We start from the raw sequence: 19016 nt of genomic DNA, 5'->3' as shown, positions 1-19016 counted from the left end.
AAGATGCATGCAAGGCAAATGAAATAAATGTTTGAGTCAGGGCTTTAAAAGTATTTGGATCTGCTTTTCAATTGCAGCACATTGTCGCTCAACTTCAGATAAAGGGAGACGGGGAAACTTACCCCCTGCATGATTGGGCTCCGACAAACCAGAAACAGTTTCGCTGGGAAGGCCCAGATTAATTATTTCAAAATTCCTTGTGGGATATTGAAGACGCAGGCAAGCATCTATACAGGACACATAGTAACCTGCATAAGTAATACTATTCCCTATAAAAACAATTCTCTTCACATTAACCGGAATAGCATAAGGCCGGGCATCACATTGAATTTGAATTCCCAGGAAAAGTATTACTATAAACAGAAACGTTGCATATCATTAGAACCTTATTTCTTTCACCACTGGTTTAGCTAACATCCTTTCGCTGTGGGAGCACAAAACACCAACCAGTTCTCTTCATACTTCTTACCATATAAAAAGTTGCCGGTTGAATAGCAGGTGTTTTGAGAAGGCTCATTCTTGTTACCTACTATTTGCCGGATACCATTACACTTTATAAAACTGCTCCCAACCTTTGCGTGGAGGAGGGCCAACCAATAATGCATTGGCACGCTTGCTGCTGGTGATGATTTTCTTTTTTTTGTTGAACACAATTTTTTCACCCGTCCATTGGGCCAGTACGCCTAAGCAAAACACCTGGCTCAGCGGACCCGCAACCGAAAATGGCGATCGTGTTTTTTCCCCGCCCTTACATGCTTTTAAGAAGTTGGCAAAGTGGTTCGATGAACTTTGCGGAACCACAGGCAGTTTCGACGCCATGTCTTTTGCTTTCGCTTCAGGGATAATTGACAATGTACTTCCATGCGAACCCCCTTTGAACGTAAGTTCTTTGCTGTAAATGATTTTGCCGGGGTTAAGTTTTGCCGGCTGCATTGCACCTGTGCCTGGCGGCGGAATGTTTGGATCTAATCCCTGCACACCGTAGCCTTCGGGGATCGGCGGCAGGTTGTTAATTCCATCGTACCACATTACTTCCACCGGGGGCATGTGGCCACGCCTGGGAAATTTGAACGAAAGCGTAGTGGACATAGGGAAGAAGAAATTGTTATGTCCCTCTAACTTCAAAGGATTTACTTCATAAGGCAACCCAAGATCCAGGAACTCATGCGCTGTGTCGAGCAAATGTGCTCCCCAATCGCCCAGCGCCCCCATCCCAAAATCGAACCAGCAACGCCATTGTCCGTTCACAAAATCTTTATTGTATTGATGTCCCTGTGTTTGCATTTGCCATACATCCCAATCGAGTGTTGAAGGAATGGGTTCTGCTGCCGGGAATGATGTGATCTTTGGATTCCATCCATGCCAGCGACGGGCTGAGTTCATATGTGCCGTAATAGCTGTAACATCTTTAATAATGCCGGCTTCTTTCCATGCTTTGAATTGAAAATAGTTTGCTTCCGAATGGCCCTGGTTGCCCATTTGTGTTACCACTTTCGGATGTTTGGCAGCCGCTTTCATCATCAGCTCCACCTCTTGAAAAGTGTGCGCCATAGGCTTTTCTACATATACGTGTTTGCCCAACCCAATGGCCATCATCGTAACGGCGAAGTGGGCAAAATCGGGGGTACCAATTGATACGGCTTCAATCTGGTTGCCCATTTTATCAAACATTTGTCTGAAGTCCTTAAACCGGGGAACATTGGGAAACTGCTTTAAGATAGCCTGCGTGTGCGGTGCTTCCATATCCACATCGCAAAGCGCTACAATATTGGCCAGGCCTGTATTATACAATTCACGAATGATTTCGCCGGCGCGGTTACCAATACCAACACAGGCAAGGTTTACTTTTTCGCCTGCAGGCAAACCTGCGCTTTTTCCTTTGGCTATTAAAAACCCTGGCGTGGCGGCGGCGGCTGAGGCCAGTAATGCCTGTTGCAAAAATTTTCTTCTTGAATAATTATTATCTGACATACGCTTCTTTTTTTAGAATAAATTTTTCAAATGCTTCTTTCGTAAAGGCCTACCGGTTGAAAATATAACATTCATTTCAACTCCCTGATCTTAATATTTCTATACCACACTTCATTACCATGATCCTGTAATAAAATATGTCCCCTGGGAGCTTCGCCAAAGTGGGGCCATACTTTATACTTGCTGATAGCAACCAGGTCACGGAATGCCTGCGAACCACGATCGTATTCCACTACTTTAACGCCGTTGAGATAGTGCTCTACGTGATTGTTGGAATACACAACAATACGGCCTGTGTTCCAGTTACCCGGCTGGCGGATAAAACGGGATGACTTGTTGGCTTTAATGAGATCGTATAAAGAAGCCAGTGTGCGGTTACCATCACGACCCAGTTTTGCGTCGGGGTGTAAAGTGTCATCGAGCAGTTGGAATTCTAAACCAATTGCAGACTTGTTGCTCACTTTTTCTTTGAGCGTAACAAAATATTTCACACCACTATTGGCGCCTTTGGTGAGTTTGAAATCAAACGACAATTCAAAGGCGCTGTATTGATCCTTGGTAACAATATCGCCGCCGTTGGTTGATTCATCGCCGTTCGATGATAATACTTTTAATATGCCATCTTTTACTTCCCATCCTTTTTCAGGAAAGCTGGTTTTGAACGCACCCTCCCAGCCATTGGTTGTTTTTCCATCAAACAATAATTTCCAGCCGTTTTGTTTTTCGTATGGAATAAGCTGGTTGGCTTGCATGTTTAATACATAAACACCTTTGGGAAATGCCCTGGGTTGAATGTGGCTGGTTTGAATACGGATGTTTTTCCAAAATATTTTTATGCCCGCATATTCAGGCTTTCCAATAGAATGTACCTGCAAAGCAAATAACCCTTCGTTTGAAGTTACGGTATCCACCAAATAAGAAACAGCCTTACCATCAAGCCATGTTTTTACTGCATTGCCAATACACTCGATCCTGATCTTGTGATACACATTTGGCGCAAAGAGAACCTGGCCTCCCGGGTTATACGATACAGGATATAACCAGTCTCTTCTTCCCTCATCATAAATACCGCCGGCCCACTTGCGTGAAGAAGCATCAAAATCGAATTGATAACCGTAAATGCGTCCCTTTCCGTTATTTGCTTTCGGATCAAAATTGCTTTTAAACTGCACACCGGAATTGGTATTAGTATCGGTCATCATTGTTTCCATTTCCAAGACAAAATCACCGGTAACCTTTCGGTCGCTTACTAAAAACGAATTGGGCGAACCGGCTACCGTTGTGCCAACTATCTGTCCATTCTCAACAGCATAAGGTGCAGAGCCGGTCATTTGTTTCCAGCCCTTGAGTGTTTTTCCGTCAAATAGAGATTGCCATCCGTTTTTCTGTGCCTGTGCGCTAAACACAACGGCTACTAATAAAGCGATAGTTAGTACCTGTTTCATAAAGTTGAGTGTTGTTAAAGCTGATGTAATTGAATGTTTTAAAATTGGTTTTATTCAGATGTTTACGAAATGTATTGCTGGCTCCATGATGAAATGTGTTTTTTTGGGGATAACATTTGTCTGCGGAATGCGTCGGGGGAAAAAGCGTCATCTTGTCGTAATGCTCAACTTATTTTTTGAGATCACTGCCCCCTGTTTCCAGTCGTGCTTGTCTTCTATAGCGTTTAACACAAGCATGTCCGTATAACGTGAGGATTTCAGTTTAGTCGCTGCTTTATAGATAATATTACCAGGCCTACCCAGATCAAAATTCAGTTTATCTACTTTCACAGATTTTGCGACGGCCTGATAGATTTGCCCCGATGCTGCTTTTACTTTAGATTCCTGTTGATCCAGCTTCAGTGTTCTCAATCCATTTTCATACACCCAGTTGGGATTGTTGAGAATGCCAAAAGACAGGGTTCCTATAGCATCAGTAGTACAATCTTGCAGTACCGTAAGTTTTTCGCTGATCGTTAATTGTCCATTAGGATCCGATTCGCACCTGATAACTGCTTGTATATATTTCCCATGTTCCACTACCATGTTTACTACAAAGCTGTTTTTGGTTTCTTTCACCTCAACAGATTTTAGTACAACACGCTGTACAGTATCATTTACAGATATGGATCCGATCCCGTTTCTTTGATCGGGGGAAACAATATGATCCTTTGCCAGCGGCATTAACTGAATCATTATTTTTTCTCCCCAGGAAATACTGTGGAATGCATTCTCCGTTCTGTGAATGAGAATCTTACCATCAACAAAATAGTTGATTCCCGGTTTTTGCGAAACAGGTTTTAATTGCTTTTGCGCAAACTGTAATTCCAGCCAGGCCTGCGCCAGCCAATAGCCTACATGGCCCTGGGCAGAAGCGAAAAAATTTTCACCGGGTGCATAAATGGCTCCGTCTTGATTTCTTCGTTGCATTTTTTCTGCGGTTTCCAGCCCGGCCCGCAGAAAATAAAGCGCTTCCGGATCATTAAACCTTGCTACGGCTGTTGCGTGTGGAAGAATCCAGTCAGCATTCCTGAATAATGTCCAATCCTGTCCGTTTGGATAGCAATAGCTGCCATCGGGTAAAAACAGACGCTTTTGGTTGTTATAGATTGGCGACAGGTTATATAAAAAAGCCTGAAACGGTTTTCTTCCGGTTAATAAATAATCGAGCTCATTTCCGGCATTCATAATCCAGGCGCCCATATAATCGGGGTGAACAAAACTGTGGTTTTCCAAAGTAAAATCGTCGTAGATATTAGCGCCGCTAAATTGTTTTGAAACAGGCAGCTGATCTATAATGGCGGTTGAAGTTGAGTCGGCTGGACGCAGGTAGCTCGACATGGCCCATTTTTGCAGGGCTTTCTCCCATTTAGCATAACGGGGATCATTGGGCATTAGCAGCAATGCGGCAGAAATTACCTGGCTGTTCCAGGCATTCTCCTCCGATTTGCTATCTAATTTAAGCTGCTGTGGAGGATTGGTGTCAGCAATCCTGTCTGCTTCATGCGCCACAACATTCCTTGCTCCTTTTTGAATATCGGCCGGTAATTCCTCCCATACCCACCAGGCTGCATTTCCCAATGTGGCAGCCCAATGCGCCGATTGCCAGGCATTACCCCAAGCCTTGCCGTCCTCTGTTTTTAAATCACCTGCCTTATGTGTGCGCACCAAATACCTGAGCATAGGAATAATTTCCCGCTGCAGTATTTCTTTCTTTGATATGCCCACAACCGACTGTTCATATTTTCCAAAACGGTACAGAAAAGCCATATTGGCCACACAGGTAGTATTGGGACGAACGTATGCTTCTGCTGATCCGCTTTTGGTGATCAGCTTCATGGTAGAATCGCCTTTCCAGTAGTGCAATTCGCCACGAAGGTGATGCACTTGTTTTTCGATTAACTGGTAAATCCTGTCTTTTTCCTGCTGATACAATGGATTTTCTTTTAAGCGACAGGTTAATACTCTTGAATCGCTGCTTACGGCACTTTGGGCTTTCACGTTATAGTGAAATATCCCACCCAAGAAAAGCACACTCAATGAATAAGTCCTTATTTGTTTGTTCAATATTCTCATATGGTTTTGATTAATATTTCTCCTCCAGACAAAATATTTCAGTACTTATCGTTAAAAAAGCACCTATGCATATTGCTGTCATTTCACCTTTAATCTTTTAGTATTAGTTCCAACATATTCTCCCCAACACAACTTACCATCTGGGTTTGATAAGCATTTGTACCTGCTTATCAATTTCTGCACATTGCCGCTCAGCATCAGGTAAAGGAAGACCAGCATTCATCCCAGGTCTTTTGTGCCCGGTAAAAGTTAACCAGGCATCTTTCCTGATGGCCTGCTCTTTTTCTATTAAATGAAAAATAGAATCGCCGTTTTTATAGCCAGATAAAATATCTTTCATATCTGTAGCATCAGCAATCATTGTTTCTCCCAGGTTTAAAAGAATCTGTTTTGCTATAATAAAATGTCCTGCATTGTCGGGGTGTATTCCATCTTTTGCATAAGTAAATACGCTGTCCTTAATGCGTTGGTCTTCCAACGATTTTTTCATTGGCCAATGAATATCTATCACACTCCAGCTATTCGTATAACGGCGGCTGATCAGCCAATCAGTATACACATCGAGAACATTGGCATAGGCACTACCCTTTCGTTCATCGTAAATTGGTGGAGTGATGTGGATTATCGATGCTCCCGATTTTACAACCTTATCGTGCAGCCACTGCATTCCCTTTTGGAATTTTTGAAAACGTTTATCATCAAATGGTAAATAAATCCCATCATTCATTCCGTAACAAGCAAATACCAAATCTGGTTTTAGTTCTTTCAACACACGATCGAGGCGTTCATGCAAATCGGGGCGTGGGAATTTTCCTCCTGCATGATTGGGTTCTGATAAACCGGAAACTGTTTCACTTGGTAATCCAACGTTGATTATTTCAAACTGCCGTTGTGGATATTGAAGACGCAGATAAGCATCAATACAGGATACATAGTAACCTCCATACGTAATACTATTCCCCAGAAAAACAATTCGCTTTACGTTTGCAGGAATTGTATAAGGTTGAGCATGACTTTGAACTTGCAAACCGAGCGAAATAAGTACAATTAAAAAAAAGCTTTTCATGTTACCTGTCATTAGTTTTTTTGCATCGTTCATTTATCTGCTAATTCTGTTTGTGCAATGCAAGATACATCTCCTGACAATGCCTATTAAACGCAACTTCTACTTTGCAGGAATTACAAATTCATCGCCTGTTTTTTGCAACCAGTATTGCAGCCTTGGAGCAAGGCTCTTTACCGCCGGATGATCTTGACGGTAAATATTATTGAGTTCAAAAGGATCGGCTTGCAGATCGAACAAATGAGGTTCAGCACCATTACTTCCTTTTGTTACGTAAGCCAATTTATATTGTGTTGTCCGCACTCCTCTGAATCCTGATTTCTTAATCATTTTTTGGTCGTAGGCTATTGTTCCAAGAATAAATTGTTCAGAAGCTTTGCTTCCCTTCCTGTCGAGGAAATACGAAGCATAGCTTGTTCCGTCAACTGTTGATGGTATGTTTTTTTTGTAGCCTGCGAGATCAAGTAAAGTGGGATAAAGATCAGGCATACCTATCAGCAAATCATTGTCAATACCGGGTTTGATTTTCCCTTTCCAATAAACAAGTAAGGGCACACTGATCGACTCTTCGTAAATGTTGTTCTTCGATTCCTGGTTGTGCTTACCAAGGCAGTTACCATGGTCGGCAGTGAAAACTATAATGGTATTATCAAGCAAACCAGTTGTTTTCAATGTTTGAATAATGCGACCGATTTGTGCATCTACACCGGTAATATTTGCATAATAATCTTTAATGTTTTTACGATACTCCTCACCCATTGGAGTACCTGCTGGTGGAATGTTGGCATCTGTCAACAATGAATCGAGTGGAATATTTTTATAAGGCTCATGATATTTTGCAGGTGCTGTGTTATAAGGAGTATGCGGCGGATTGATAGAAACGACCAATGAAAAAGGAGAAGAAGGATTTCGCACATTTCCTTTGTTCATAAAAAAGTCGATGGCTTTTTCGGCTTCATGCTCGGGTCCCCACTGATTTACATAATGAAAACCATCCCTTGATGCTTTTGTATCCCAATACATTGGTCGTTCGTGATAATCGTAAGTACCATAAGCATACCAATAATCAAATCCGTGTCGGCGATCATCAGGAGTCCACTCATTCCAGGCCACTTCACCTTCATTGTTCTTACAGGGGATATAAGGTTTATGCGGTGCATCTAAATGCCACTTACCAATATAACCATTTGAATAACCTTGTTGCTTTAACACATCAGACCAACAAACAATATTCGCTGGCAGCTCAACACCATAAACCGCCGACTTTGAATTGACATTACAATGAACACCATTTTTAAGCGAATATGTGCCGGTTAATAACATCGCTCTTGCCGGAGAGCAAACCGGGTTATTTGAAACCATTTGTGTTAACGTTAACCCTTCTGATGCAAGTTTATCAAGATTGGGCGTATACACTTTTTCCTTACCTCTGTATCCAAGTGCCTGCCCCCTCCATTGATCAACAAGAATGACCACAATATTCGGTTGCTTTTCCTTGGTTGAAACCTTTGTAGTTTTTGACACTGAAGCACAACGAAGAGAGACACTTAAAATAAGTATAACTGCTCCTACACTATACAATAAATTTCTTTTCAACATAAGTACTCTTTGCATTACATATCGATTTATAATAAACGACTGTTTACGAATGTGGACATGACTTCATGTAATTTACTCGCTGCCATTTCCCGACTTAACTACTTCCCATAGTGGCTTAGGTAATTTCTGCCTCCATACTTTATACATTTCCTCCAGCTTTTTCGCCACTTTAGTTTCACTTTCAACAAGGTTGGTTGTTTCAGCAATATCTTTCGTCAAATTATAAAGTTCCGGCCCCTTTTTGGCACTGAATATCATTTTGTAATCACCCAGCCTGATGGCTCCTGTGTTGGCCCAGCCGATATACCAATACATTGGCCGGTCGACAACCTTTTTTTTGTTTTGCAATCGTTTTACCAAATCATCGCCGGCAATCTGTGGAATTTTCTCAGCTTGAGCTTCTGCAGCATTCAAAAAGGTAGGCAAAAAATCGAGTGTTGAAACGGGATGTTCATACCTGGTACCGGCTTTTATTTTCCCCTTCCACATCATACTCATAGGCACCCTTATACCACCTTCATATATCTCTGCTTTACTGCCACGAAGAGGATAGTTGTCAGCAAAAGAAGCTGTTGATCCTCCGTTATCATTGGTAAAAACAACAATTGTATTCTCAAGCAATTTTAATTCACTAAGTTTATTGAGGATACGTCCTACATTTTCGTCGAGGCTTTCAGTAAGCGCTGCATTTAATGCACGGCCTTCCACGCTAAACTGTTTTTTATATTTTTCCAGCAGTTCGGGTTTTGCCTGTAATGGCGTATGCACCGCATTAAAAGCAACGTACAAAAAGAACGGGTGACTAGCATTGGCTTCTATGAACTTCAAAGATTGATTGCCGATGGCATCTGTCATATAAGGAATAGAATCGGCTGGTACAGGCCGACCGTTTTCTTGTACTCCCTTTGCCAATCCTGGCTTGTAATTACTGCTGCCATCAAGAAAGCCCCAGAAATAATCAAATCCACGTTGATTAGGATGATAGGAACGAGAATAACCTTCGTGCCATTTACCTACTATGCCTGAAGTATAGCCCAGCGGTTTTAGATAATTGCCGATCAACTTTTGAGAAACAGGAATTCCAAAACTGTCTTTGGGGATTGTATAAGTATTATAAGGCAGAAAATTATATACATGACCAAACTCTGCTTGATTAACACCTGTAAGAATGCCGGCTCTTGAAGGGCCGCAAACTGCGCCGGTTACATAGGCATTAGTGAAAGAAGCTCCATTTTGCGCAATGCGATCAATGTTGGGTGTAGGTATAAGCCGCTTGCTTTGAAAGCTAAAATCGGCGTAACCGGCATCATCAGATAAAATTAAAATGATATTAGGTTTTTGTTGTGCAAAACCAGTAACACTCTTAAGAAAAAATATAAGACATATTAATAGTTTATTCATTTTATACATATTAGTTTAATAATCTATTGCTACAGCTTTTTTAACCAACTCAAAAAAGTGACAGAAATTGTTATTTCAATTCTTTCTGCATTATAGTTTTACTCTTTTTATCTTCTCCATCAGTTGTTCCATTTCCTTCAACTTTTCTGGATATTTTTCGGCAAGATTGTTTCGTTCACCAATATCTTCTTTCAGATTATACAATTGCGGCACCGTAGAGTTTCCCGTTTCAATATTGGTAAGCTTCGGGTTTGTATTGGCAGGTCCGTTATTAGCCGGAATATATTTCCAGTTGTTTTGAATCAGCGCTAATGTTGATATTGTCTTTCGATCAGAAGATCCTGCTTTGTTTTCATTGCCTTGAATCAGCGACAAATCAGCACCCTGCACGATCAGGGAAGAACGGCCAAGTTTCGATTTACCCAACAGCACATTCATCAGATCTTCGCTATCGTTTGCTTCGCCGTTCTGCAGGCGTTGATGAAAAAAGCCGGCGAATGACCTGATCAAATCAATTTGGCAAACCAATGCATCTGATACACCGGCGTTTACCTTGCCGGGCCAGCTTAGGATAAACGGCACTCGAGTACCAGCTTCGAGCATGCTGTATTTTCCGCCACGCAACGGCCCCCAAGGTGTATGCCCGTTTAATTGCGTTACTGCGCCATCCATATAACCATCATCCAGTACCGGACCATTGTCGCTGCTGAAAATGATGATCGTATTTTTCCGCAGATTCAGCACTTCAAGCTGTTTTATAATTTCACCTACAGCCCAGTCGAGTTGAAGAATAGCATCGCCTCTGAATCCGAGGCCACTCTTTCCTTTAAACATAGTAGAAGGTACCCTTGGCACATGCGGCTCGGTAAGTGCATAGTAAAGGAAAAAAGGGTTGTTTCGGTTGTCGACTATATATTGCTTTGCTTTTTCAAGAAAAGTAAGTGGCATTTCTTCATCGGTCCATCGAGCCATTTTTCCTCCAGTCATATAGCCAATACGACCAATGCCATTTACAATGGTTTGGTTATGTCCATGATTGGGCGAAGAAACCATTTTCAATAACTCGGGGTGTTCGGCACCTGTTGGTTCATTGCCGATTTTAGTTGTATAACTCACTGCTATCGGGTCGCTTGTATCCAACGCCACCACCCTGTGATTTTCTACGAACACAGAAGGCACCCGATCGGCTGTAGCGGGAAAGATGAAAGAGTAATCAAAACCGGTTTCATTGGGGCCGGGCTTCAGTTCACCATTCCAGTTTTTTGCCACCGAATCGCCTATGCCCAAATGCCACTTGCCTATGATAGCTGTTTGATATCCTGCATTCTTAAATACTTTCGGCAAGGTTGTTTTATTTGTAGGTACAATCAACGATGCATCGCCAGGCAAAATACCGGTACCTGATTGTCGCCATGGATAATTACCAGTCATCATTGCAAACCTTGATGGCGTACAAGTAGCTGAGGTACTGTGTGCGTTGGTAAACCGAACTCCGCCTTTTGCTAATTTATCCAAATTGGGCGTTTTCAATTTAGTTGCACCATAACAACTAAGATCGCCATATCCAAGATCATCAACATACACCAAAATAACGTTTGGTTTTTGTTGAGCTAAGGCTGTAAAACAAACAAGGTTGAAAAGAATACCTACAAAAAGGTTATGTATTTTATTAATCATGTTTGATGAAAAATGATTATCGTTTTTATTGAAGAAGCTTGATTTGAGTTGATTATTTCTTTTCTTTTTTTAACCAATTCGGCACTTTTTTCAATCGCAATGCAAGCTGTGCTTCATACAAAGAAGCAGGTGTAACTTTTTGTCCGATGCTTTCAAAATTACCTGGTTGATCTTTTTTAAAGTTGCTGCCGTTACTTGTAAAACCAACCACAATGGGGTTTACCATTTTAAACCATACATCATTCACCGGCCAAAAGTCAAAGTCTTTTACAGGAGCATTCGTTTGTGTATAATTCCAAAGCACAAGGCCTGATAAATGATTTGGCAAATTATCTACGGCACCACCCTGGCGACCTGGCATAAAGCCACCGGTTGTATTGTCGAATAAAGAATTTCTTGGCTGGCTTGCATGTGCTTCGAAACAGGTAGTGGAAGGATAAGAGCAATACCAAAGAACAGTATTGACAGATCTATTCTGCACACCAAATGAATGCCATTGAGAGGATTCATCGTTTAAATTAGCAAGCAATACATTGGTAGAATGACTGGAGCCGATAGCTTCGTGCCCGGCATTGCCGGTAATCACACAATTGATCACCGTTACATTGGCACTTTGACTAACCATGGCTGCAATATTGCAATCGGTAAAACGGCAATCTTTCATCCACGAATTAGTACAGCGTGAAAAATTGAACAGGTTAAATCCGCTATCATGTTTCCATGATCCATGATGTACAAATTTTTCTTTCCAGTTACCAACAAAAGCGATGTCTTCAATACCTATTTCATCGGCATTGGCAAATTTATAAACAGTCCATTTGTATTTTGTATCTATTGCATAAGCCAGGGGCGCATGAATTGTAACAACATCCTTCTTTATTTTTTTAACCTGGTAATACATACAAACATCCACTCCTTTTTCAATGATGTATTTCCAGGCCCGGTCGGCTTTATGTGGTGCAAGTTCAGCATCAACCAATGCAGGGTTATTATCCAATAATTTTACAGCAATCCAATCTCCTTCCTCAATGTTCTCTGTTTTGCTCAACTGCAAATTAAACTCACCAATTTTCGCATTTGCAGTGATAGTACCAATTTTAGTATCTACACCTTTTGCTGTAAATGTAAACATCGGCCTGCCTGTCCACATGTTCTTTGGGTTTTCCGGCACCAACATTTCTTTCATGAACAACTCTGTTCCACCGGGACCCGATCCACTTCCTCTGAAAATGATTCTACTGCCTTTTGATACAATCCCTTTTGTAAGTGTGCTGTCGTCGTTTACAATAAATCTACCTTTTGGAAAGAACACAATGCCAGATCCGTTTTTATTCGCAGCATCAATTGCTTGTTGAATAGCTTCACGATCGGAGACATCATCATTAGGTTTTGCACCAAAATCGAGCACATTAAATGTCTTATAGCTCTTTACATCCGGTATGGCTTTTTCACCACAACGATAGCCTGCATACGAGAAATCGGGCAATGGCGACTGCTGTTTGTTTTGCTTGTAAGCTTCAAATAATTTCGAATCATTTGTTTGCTGACCGAACAACAACACAACGTTTGCCATACCAACTAAATAACAGCTCACTTGTTTTATGGTTATCCTCATAAAAAAACGTTTAGTACTTCTTAATAAAAATATTACAATGTAAAATGCTGTTATTTATCAATCACTACTGTTACCGGCTTGCCGAAATTTCCCCTAAGACAAAGTAAGCTCAATCTTTTTTTTCATTTAGATAATTATGAAAAAATATTAAAACAAAACACCCTCTTTCTAAACCGGACGGCTGATTGATAGAATGATGCGGTGTTTTACAAACAAGTAAATGACGTAAATAAATACAGGCTTCAATATCACCTTTTAGTTGACATTGAAGCCTATATATTCGTTGTTATTAAGTATGTCTTTTAAAAAGGCCGTTGTTGAACTATTAGTTTAGTTAATAGTAATAGCAACTTTTTTCACGGTATTTGAAGCCGCATTAACATTTTGATTACTTGCTACAAATACCGCTTCATACGTGCCACTCTTTGAATAAGTATATGTATAGGATGGCATATAGTTGACAATAGTTTGAATAGGAACCCCAGCATCAGGAGTTACCTTTTTCAAGTTAACCGGACCTGTAACAAACCATGCTTCTACATCATTGGTTGCTGTTGCAGCAGAAGTTTCACCTGCAACAATCATTATTGCTTTTACATCAAATGCGGTAGTGGAACCAACTGTTTTTTGTCCCACCCATACAGGAAGATTGCTGGTATTACCATAATTAGTGGCTGTTGTTATGGTAGGAACTGAATCAATAAGATAGGAAGTGCCATCACTCAAAGAGTTGCGCAGAGAAAACTTTGTCAGTGTCCACTTATTTTGAATTGAACCTGCTGCTGCCTTGTATTTGAAAGCAATATAGACAGGTTTGTCAGCTGCAGCAAAATCAGACAAGTCAACATTGCCGGAACCAAGTGCAGTTGCATTGGTTGCCCATACTGCACGATTACTGATATCTGTCCAAGGTGCATTTACGATTGACGCCGAATCAATAAATCCATTAAGATCAGAGGTGATCATCAACTTCAGCGTATTCGTTTGTGTGCCTGTATCTAGTTGCGAAGTGAAACTTAATAAAGGAATGCCATTAGCTGTTTCTCTGTCTTTAAATTCGAATCTTTGGCCAGGTTCACCCGAATAAAAAGAAATGTAATTAGGTTTACCTGAAAAATTGAATGTCGTTTTGCTTCCTGCATTGTAAGAAGCACTATCGGCAACAACGTTGAATGATACTGGTTCTAATTTAATTTCCTTGCTGCATGAGGCCAGGAAAAATAATCCGGCTATAGCCACTATATAATTTATGCGCATTTTAAATAGTTTTTTTTTAAAAATGGAGGTGCAAGGTTTAGTTACCAACCCGGGTTTTGCGTTAACTTCTTGTTGAGTAATATTTCTGCGGCGGGTATGGGAAATAACAAATGACGTTGGTTAACATTTCTGCCAGCAAGACTACCATAGGCATTGCCGCCACCATTTGCAGTGAAATCGGCACTCACATCTTTCATACGGCTAACAAATTTGTTCCAGCGGATGAGATCTAATTTTCTTAACGATTCAAAACATAATTCACGTGCACGTTCGTCTTCAATAAATTGTTGAAACGATGCTTTATCAAGCCCGGCAGGTGCATCTGCATTTATATTAGGTTCAGATAAAGAAGCAGCATTAAACGCTCTTCTTCTTACCATATTTACCGCTTCATAAGCTTCAAGGGTAGGACCATTTACCTGGTTCTCTGCTTCAGCAAGCATGAGCAATACATCTGCATAGCGTAATAAGGGAAAGTTGATGGGCGTATAATTCTTGTTTTTTGGAGTTACTAATTCAAATGATCTTCTCCATTTGCCGGGGTAACGGCCGTGCTTATTTGAAGCTAAAAGCGGGGTTCTTATACCTGTGAGCCTGTTAATTGAATAATTGCCGATTGCCCAGTCTCTCCGTAGTGTATCTTTTGTTCCATATAGGTTATACAGCACTCCTGTTACCTTCACCAAACCCCAGCAAAAACCACTGTCTCTTTCGAGAGCAGTACCAGCAGCAGGTTGAAAGATAATACCGATGTTGTTACCTATTCTGCCGTTTTCATTAAAACCATCAGTCCTGTTCCCTTTAAATTCAACCTCCCACATGCTTTCTTTTACATCGTAAAGATCTTGTGCCTGATTAATAAAAATCTGACTATAAGGAGAAGTAGGGGTAAATTTAGGATCGAAGTTGACGTACTTCGGATCAATGTACATATTCAACGAATGCTGGTTTGAAGCTTTTACTTTTTTCGCCCATTCAAGCGCTTCTGCGTATTTGCTCTGATCATTTACCGGGTAACCTGCCATATGCAGGCAGACCCTTGCTAACATACCCTGCACAACTGTTTTATAAACCCTGCTGGCAGTTGAATACATCGGAAGTACTTTAGCCTCTGCAGCCTTCATGTCATTTAAGATTTGCGCATACACTTCCTGAACAGGTGTGCGGGGCAATTGTGCATCGGCCGGTGAGGTAATGGCTGTTAAGCGCATTGGCACTCCGCCAAAACGGGTAACCAATGTAAAATAATAGTAGCCTCTTAGAAACAATGCTTCACCCAGAATAGCTTCTCTTGCTGTGCTATCCATTGATGCAATATTGATATTTTCTATTAACCGGTTTGCTCTGTCAATACCAATGTAACAGCTTTTCCACAGATCGGCAATGCGTGGGTTAGTAAAATCAAAATTGTAAACCGACATACCTGTTGTTGTTGTTGCAAAACCGCCCCATGATTCATCACTATAATCAAATTCGGTAATCATAGCGCTGCCGTACATTCCATTTTCATTTCCTAACTGGTCGTAAACGCCGGCCAAGGCAGCAGTAAGTTTTGCTTCACTGCCGTAGTATTCCTGTGGGGTTAATGTGTCTGTGGGTTTAGTGTCGAGAAATTTTTTACAACCTCCCAGGCCCAGCGCCAATATGGCAATTAACGATATATATAAAAGCTTTTTCATACTATACTTTTTTTAAAAAATTAGAATGACAGGTTTAAACCGAACGTAATTGTTTTTGCACGAGGGTAAGTTGAAAAATCAAACCCTGGCGTAAGCGCTGAATTATATGCACTCACTTCCGGATCAAGACCTGTGTACTTTGTCCAGGTTAATAAATTTTGCGCTGAAACATAAGCTCTCAGGCTTCTTACCTTAACTTTCTGTAACAATTTGCTGTTTACATTATAACCTAATGATATGGTTTTTAAGCGCAGGTATGAACCGTCTTCCACCATGTATGAAGAATATCCCCCACCTCTGTAGCCTTTTAAACGTGGGAGGTTGGAGTTTGGATTTTGAGGTGTCCAGCGATCTTTGTAAAAGGCAAACAGATTTCTGCTTGTGTGTCCTTCATTAGCTCCAAAGTAGATAAGATTGCCATTTAAAATATCATTACCATAAGACCATTGAAAGAAAATATTCAGATCAAAATCCTTGTAAGTGAAATTGTTGGTAAACCCACCGTAGTGAACAGGTAATCCACGACCAATAACAGTATAATCGTTTGCATTTATAGTCTTGTCGCCATTGATATCTCTGTATTTAATATCGCCTGGTTGAATTTTATCTCTGCTGTTTCCATTGGTAGTTATGTTGTCTTTTAACATATATCCACCAGTACCTGATATGTCGAAATCATCATATGTGTAAACGCCATCCCAAATAAATCCATACATCATACCCAAAGGCATACCCAGTTTAGCAATATAAGCAGGCGTACTTCTCCAATGCTGATCCCAATTGATGTTACTTAAAAGAGCTTCCTGATCTTCGGCAAGTTTTAACACCTCACTTTTGTTAAAGGAAATATTGAAGCTTGAGTTCCAGGAAAAATCAGCTTTCCTGATATTCACGGTATTAAGAGTAAACTCGAGTCCTTGGTTTCGAACACTACCAACATTTTTAAATACAGTGGTAAATCCGGTAGACGTTGGAAGGTCTGCATTCAGCAACAGATCAGGGGTAGTTTTTCTGTATGCATCGGCGGTTAATGTAATACGCTGATCAAAAAAACCAAGATCAATACCCAAATCAGTTTGACGGGTATTTTCCCAGCGCAGATCTTCATTACCTAATTGCGTTGCTTCAACACCCGGCTGGTAGCTATTATTAAACACGTAAAGCGGATTAGTTACACGCATCATCGTGAGATAGGCAAAATCGTTAACCCTGTTGTTGCCTGTTTGACCATAGCTAAATCTTAATTTACCATCCGACAAAACATTGCTTTCCTTCAGGAAATTTTCCTGTGAAAAACGCCATGAAACAGCGGCAGAAGGAAAATAGCTCCATTTGTTATTTGATGAAAATTTAGATGATCCGTCAGCCCTGAATGAAGCTGTAAATAAGTACTTTGATTTATAACTATAGTTAACTCTTCCGAGATAAGAAGCCATTGACCATAAAGAACTGCTTGCAGAAATAGGTTGGAGAATACCTTCATCCAATCCGCTCAATCCAAGTTCTTCGTTGGGAAGTTGGGTTGCTCTCATTCCATAGGATGAGGACTTACCAGCCTGTGCAGTAAAGCCCGCAACAACATTTAGTGTATGTAATTTACGGATCACTTTGTTCCAGTTCAGTGTATTTTCATTTAACCATGAACTGCTTTTTGGAAAAACGATGGAACCATTTACGCCATCATTTGAGCGTGGATTACCATATTGCGTTTTGGAATTATTAAACAGCTCATTCTGTCCGTTGTTTTCTACTAAGCCGCCGGTAATACGTAATTTAAGTTCAGGTAAAATTGCATATTCGGCATAGGCATTTACCGTAAAGTTTTTAAGTCGGTTATTTCTAACGAGGTTTTTTTGATTAATTACGGGATTCACACGGTAATCAACAGCTGAGTTAATTGTAGGATCAAACATCATATCTTCCGGATCATCAATATCGGGCGAAACCGGTCTTGCTCCCCAAATGGCAACCATTAAATTATGGCTGGCACTGAAAACACTTTGGCTTGGGCTGATACCTGATTGGAGCAAACTACTGTAGTTGGCATTGATCCCAATTTTCAATTTGCTGTTAATGGTTTGATCCAATACCAATCTTCCCTGGTAGCGTTTATATCCTGAATTAATGAGTATCCCTTGCTGATCGAGTAAAGAACCGGAAATAGCATATTTTGTTTGTTTGGAACCTCCGGAAACAGACAAATTGTAATTGGCCATTGGAGCCCTGCGTAAAACGGCATCTTGCCAATCAAAAGCTTTTGCTGTTTTATAATCCTCTAACGTTTTTCCATTAGAAAGATATATTTGGGTTGGAGTTTGTGAAGATGAGCCGGAGCCAGGAAGTAGTGCAGGATCTGATTCCAATTGATACCTCACATATTCGTAAGCGCTTAGTAAATCCATTTTTTTATTTACATTCTGAACGCCATAAGAAGCATTGAATGTAATTACGGGCGGGCCTTCTTTCCCCTTTTTAGTTGTAATGATTATAACCCCATTAGCGCCTCTTGCACCATAGATAGCTGTAGCTGACGCATCTTTCAACACTTCAATTGATTCAATATCGGTTGGATTGATCGTGTTATTATTTGAATTTTCAATGGGGAAACCATCCACAACATACAGTGGTGAATTATCCTGGGTAACGGAATTGTTACCTCTTACCACAATGCTGATACCTGAACCCGGCTGACCATCATTGGATGATACCTGCACACCCGATGAACGGCCTGCCAAGGCTTCATCAAACGAACGAACAGGCGCCTTATTAATATCACCCATATTCACCTTGCCCACCGAGCCGGTAAGGTCTTTCTTTTTTACAGTGCCATAGCCGATAACCACTACTTCTTCCGACTCTGCAACTTTTAATTGCAACACAACATCCAGGGTAGCATTGTTCCCGGGCGAAAGTTCTCGTTGAGCATATCCAACCGAGCTGAATACAAGGAGCGGGTTGGTACCGCTAACTGTTATGGAATAAGCGCCACGGCTGTTGGTTATTGTGGCAACTTTTGTTCCCTTTTGGATAACTGTAATATTCTCCAATGGTTTCCCATCGGGACCTGTTACGGTTCCGTTAACTGTCTTTTGAGCAAAAGCAGCACTGCTCAAAAGCATAATACAAGCAAGTAACCAGTTTCTCATCATTTAATTTTTAGTGGGGTAATAATTTTTTACTTCGCAGTTATTATA

The 19016-nt window shown here is 40.9% G+C and carries 11 protein-coding genes; all 11 read right to left on the bottom strand.

The genetic code is table 11. The features are described 5' to 3' along the window. Nucleotides 1-546: 546 nt before the first annotated feature. The 11 genes from P2W73_RS09180 to P2W73_RS09130 all read right to left on the bottom strand — a co-directional run bounded on the left by P2W73_RS09180 (nt 547) and on the right by P2W73_RS09130 (nt 18968). On the bottom strand, nt 547-1971 hold the full coding sequence (locus tag P2W73_RS09180) for a Gfo/Idh/MocA family protein (RefSeq protein ID WP_276501726.1): 1425 nt from the start codon (nt 1969-1971) through the stop codon (nt 547-549). Between the two features lie 71 nt (nt 1972-2042). Beyond that, a complete protein-coding gene (locus tag P2W73_RS09175; protein WP_276501725.1) occupies nt 2043-3416 on the bottom strand; it encodes a 3-keto-disaccharide hydrolase in 1374 nt (457 codons plus the stop codon). Nucleotides 3417-3563: 147 nt separating this feature from the next. Next, entirely contained in the window at nt 3564-5531 is a 1968-nt protein-coding gene (locus P2W73_RS09170; protein WP_276501724.1) for a hypothetical protein, read from the bottom strand. 133 nt (nt 5532-5664) lie between these two features. Beyond that, nucleotides 5665-6597: an SGNH/GDSL hydrolase family protein gene (locus P2W73_RS09165; protein WP_276501723.1), complete on the bottom strand. Its 933-nt coding sequence runs from the start codon at nt 6595-6597 to the stop codon at nt 5665-5667. A 99-nt stretch (nt 6598-6696) separates the two neighbouring features. Then, complete coding sequence (locus tag P2W73_RS09160) at nt 6697-8208, bottom strand: sulfatase family protein (RefSeq protein WP_276501722.1); 1512 nt, start codon at nt 8206-8208, stop codon at nt 6697-6699. Between the two features lie 57 nt (nt 8209-8265). Further along, on the bottom strand, nt 8266-9594 hold the full coding sequence (locus P2W73_RS09155; protein ID WP_276501721.1) for a sulfatase-like hydrolase/transferase: 1329 nt from the start codon (nt 9592-9594) through the stop codon (nt 8266-8268). Nucleotides 9595-9684: 90 nt separating this feature from the next. Further along, nucleotides 9685-11271 (bottom strand): sulfatase family protein, encoded by a 1587-nt coding sequence (locus P2W73_RS09150; protein WP_276501720.1) that lies wholly within the window; start codon nt 11269-11271, stop codon nt 9685-9687. A gap of 52 nt (nt 11272-11323) precedes the next feature. Beyond that, complete coding sequence (locus tag P2W73_RS09145; RefSeq protein WP_276501719.1) at nt 11324-12886, bottom strand: DUF4955 domain-containing protein; 1563 nt, start codon at nt 12884-12886, stop codon at nt 11324-11326. A gap of 330 nt (nt 12887-13216) precedes the next feature. Then, entirely contained in the window at nt 13217-14143 is a 927-nt protein-coding gene (locus tag P2W73_RS09140; protein WP_276501718.1) for a DUF5017 domain-containing protein, read from the bottom strand. Nucleotides 14144-14184: 41 nt separating this feature from the next. Next, nucleotides 14185-15822, bottom strand: a complete 1638-nt coding sequence (locus P2W73_RS09135; RefSeq protein ID WP_276501717.1) for a RagB/SusD family nutrient uptake outer membrane protein — start codon at nt 15820-15822, stop codon at nt 14185-14187. A gap of 20 nt (nt 15823-15842) precedes the next feature. After that, complete coding sequence (locus P2W73_RS09130) at nt 15843-18968, bottom strand: SusC/RagA family TonB-linked outer membrane protein (protein ID WP_276501716.1); 3126 nt, start codon at nt 18966-18968, stop codon at nt 15843-15845. Between the last annotated feature and the right edge of the window lie 48 nt (nt 18969-19016).

The sequence above is a fragment of the Terrimonas pollutisoli genome, assembly GCF_029360765.1.
Lineage (GTDB): Bacteria > Bacteroidota > Bacteroidia > Chitinophagales > Chitinophagaceae > Terrimonas_B > Terrimonas_B pollutisoli.
The sequence above is the reverse complement of the archived record's forward strand: the minus strand, read 5'-3'. Positions and strand labels throughout refer to the sequence as shown.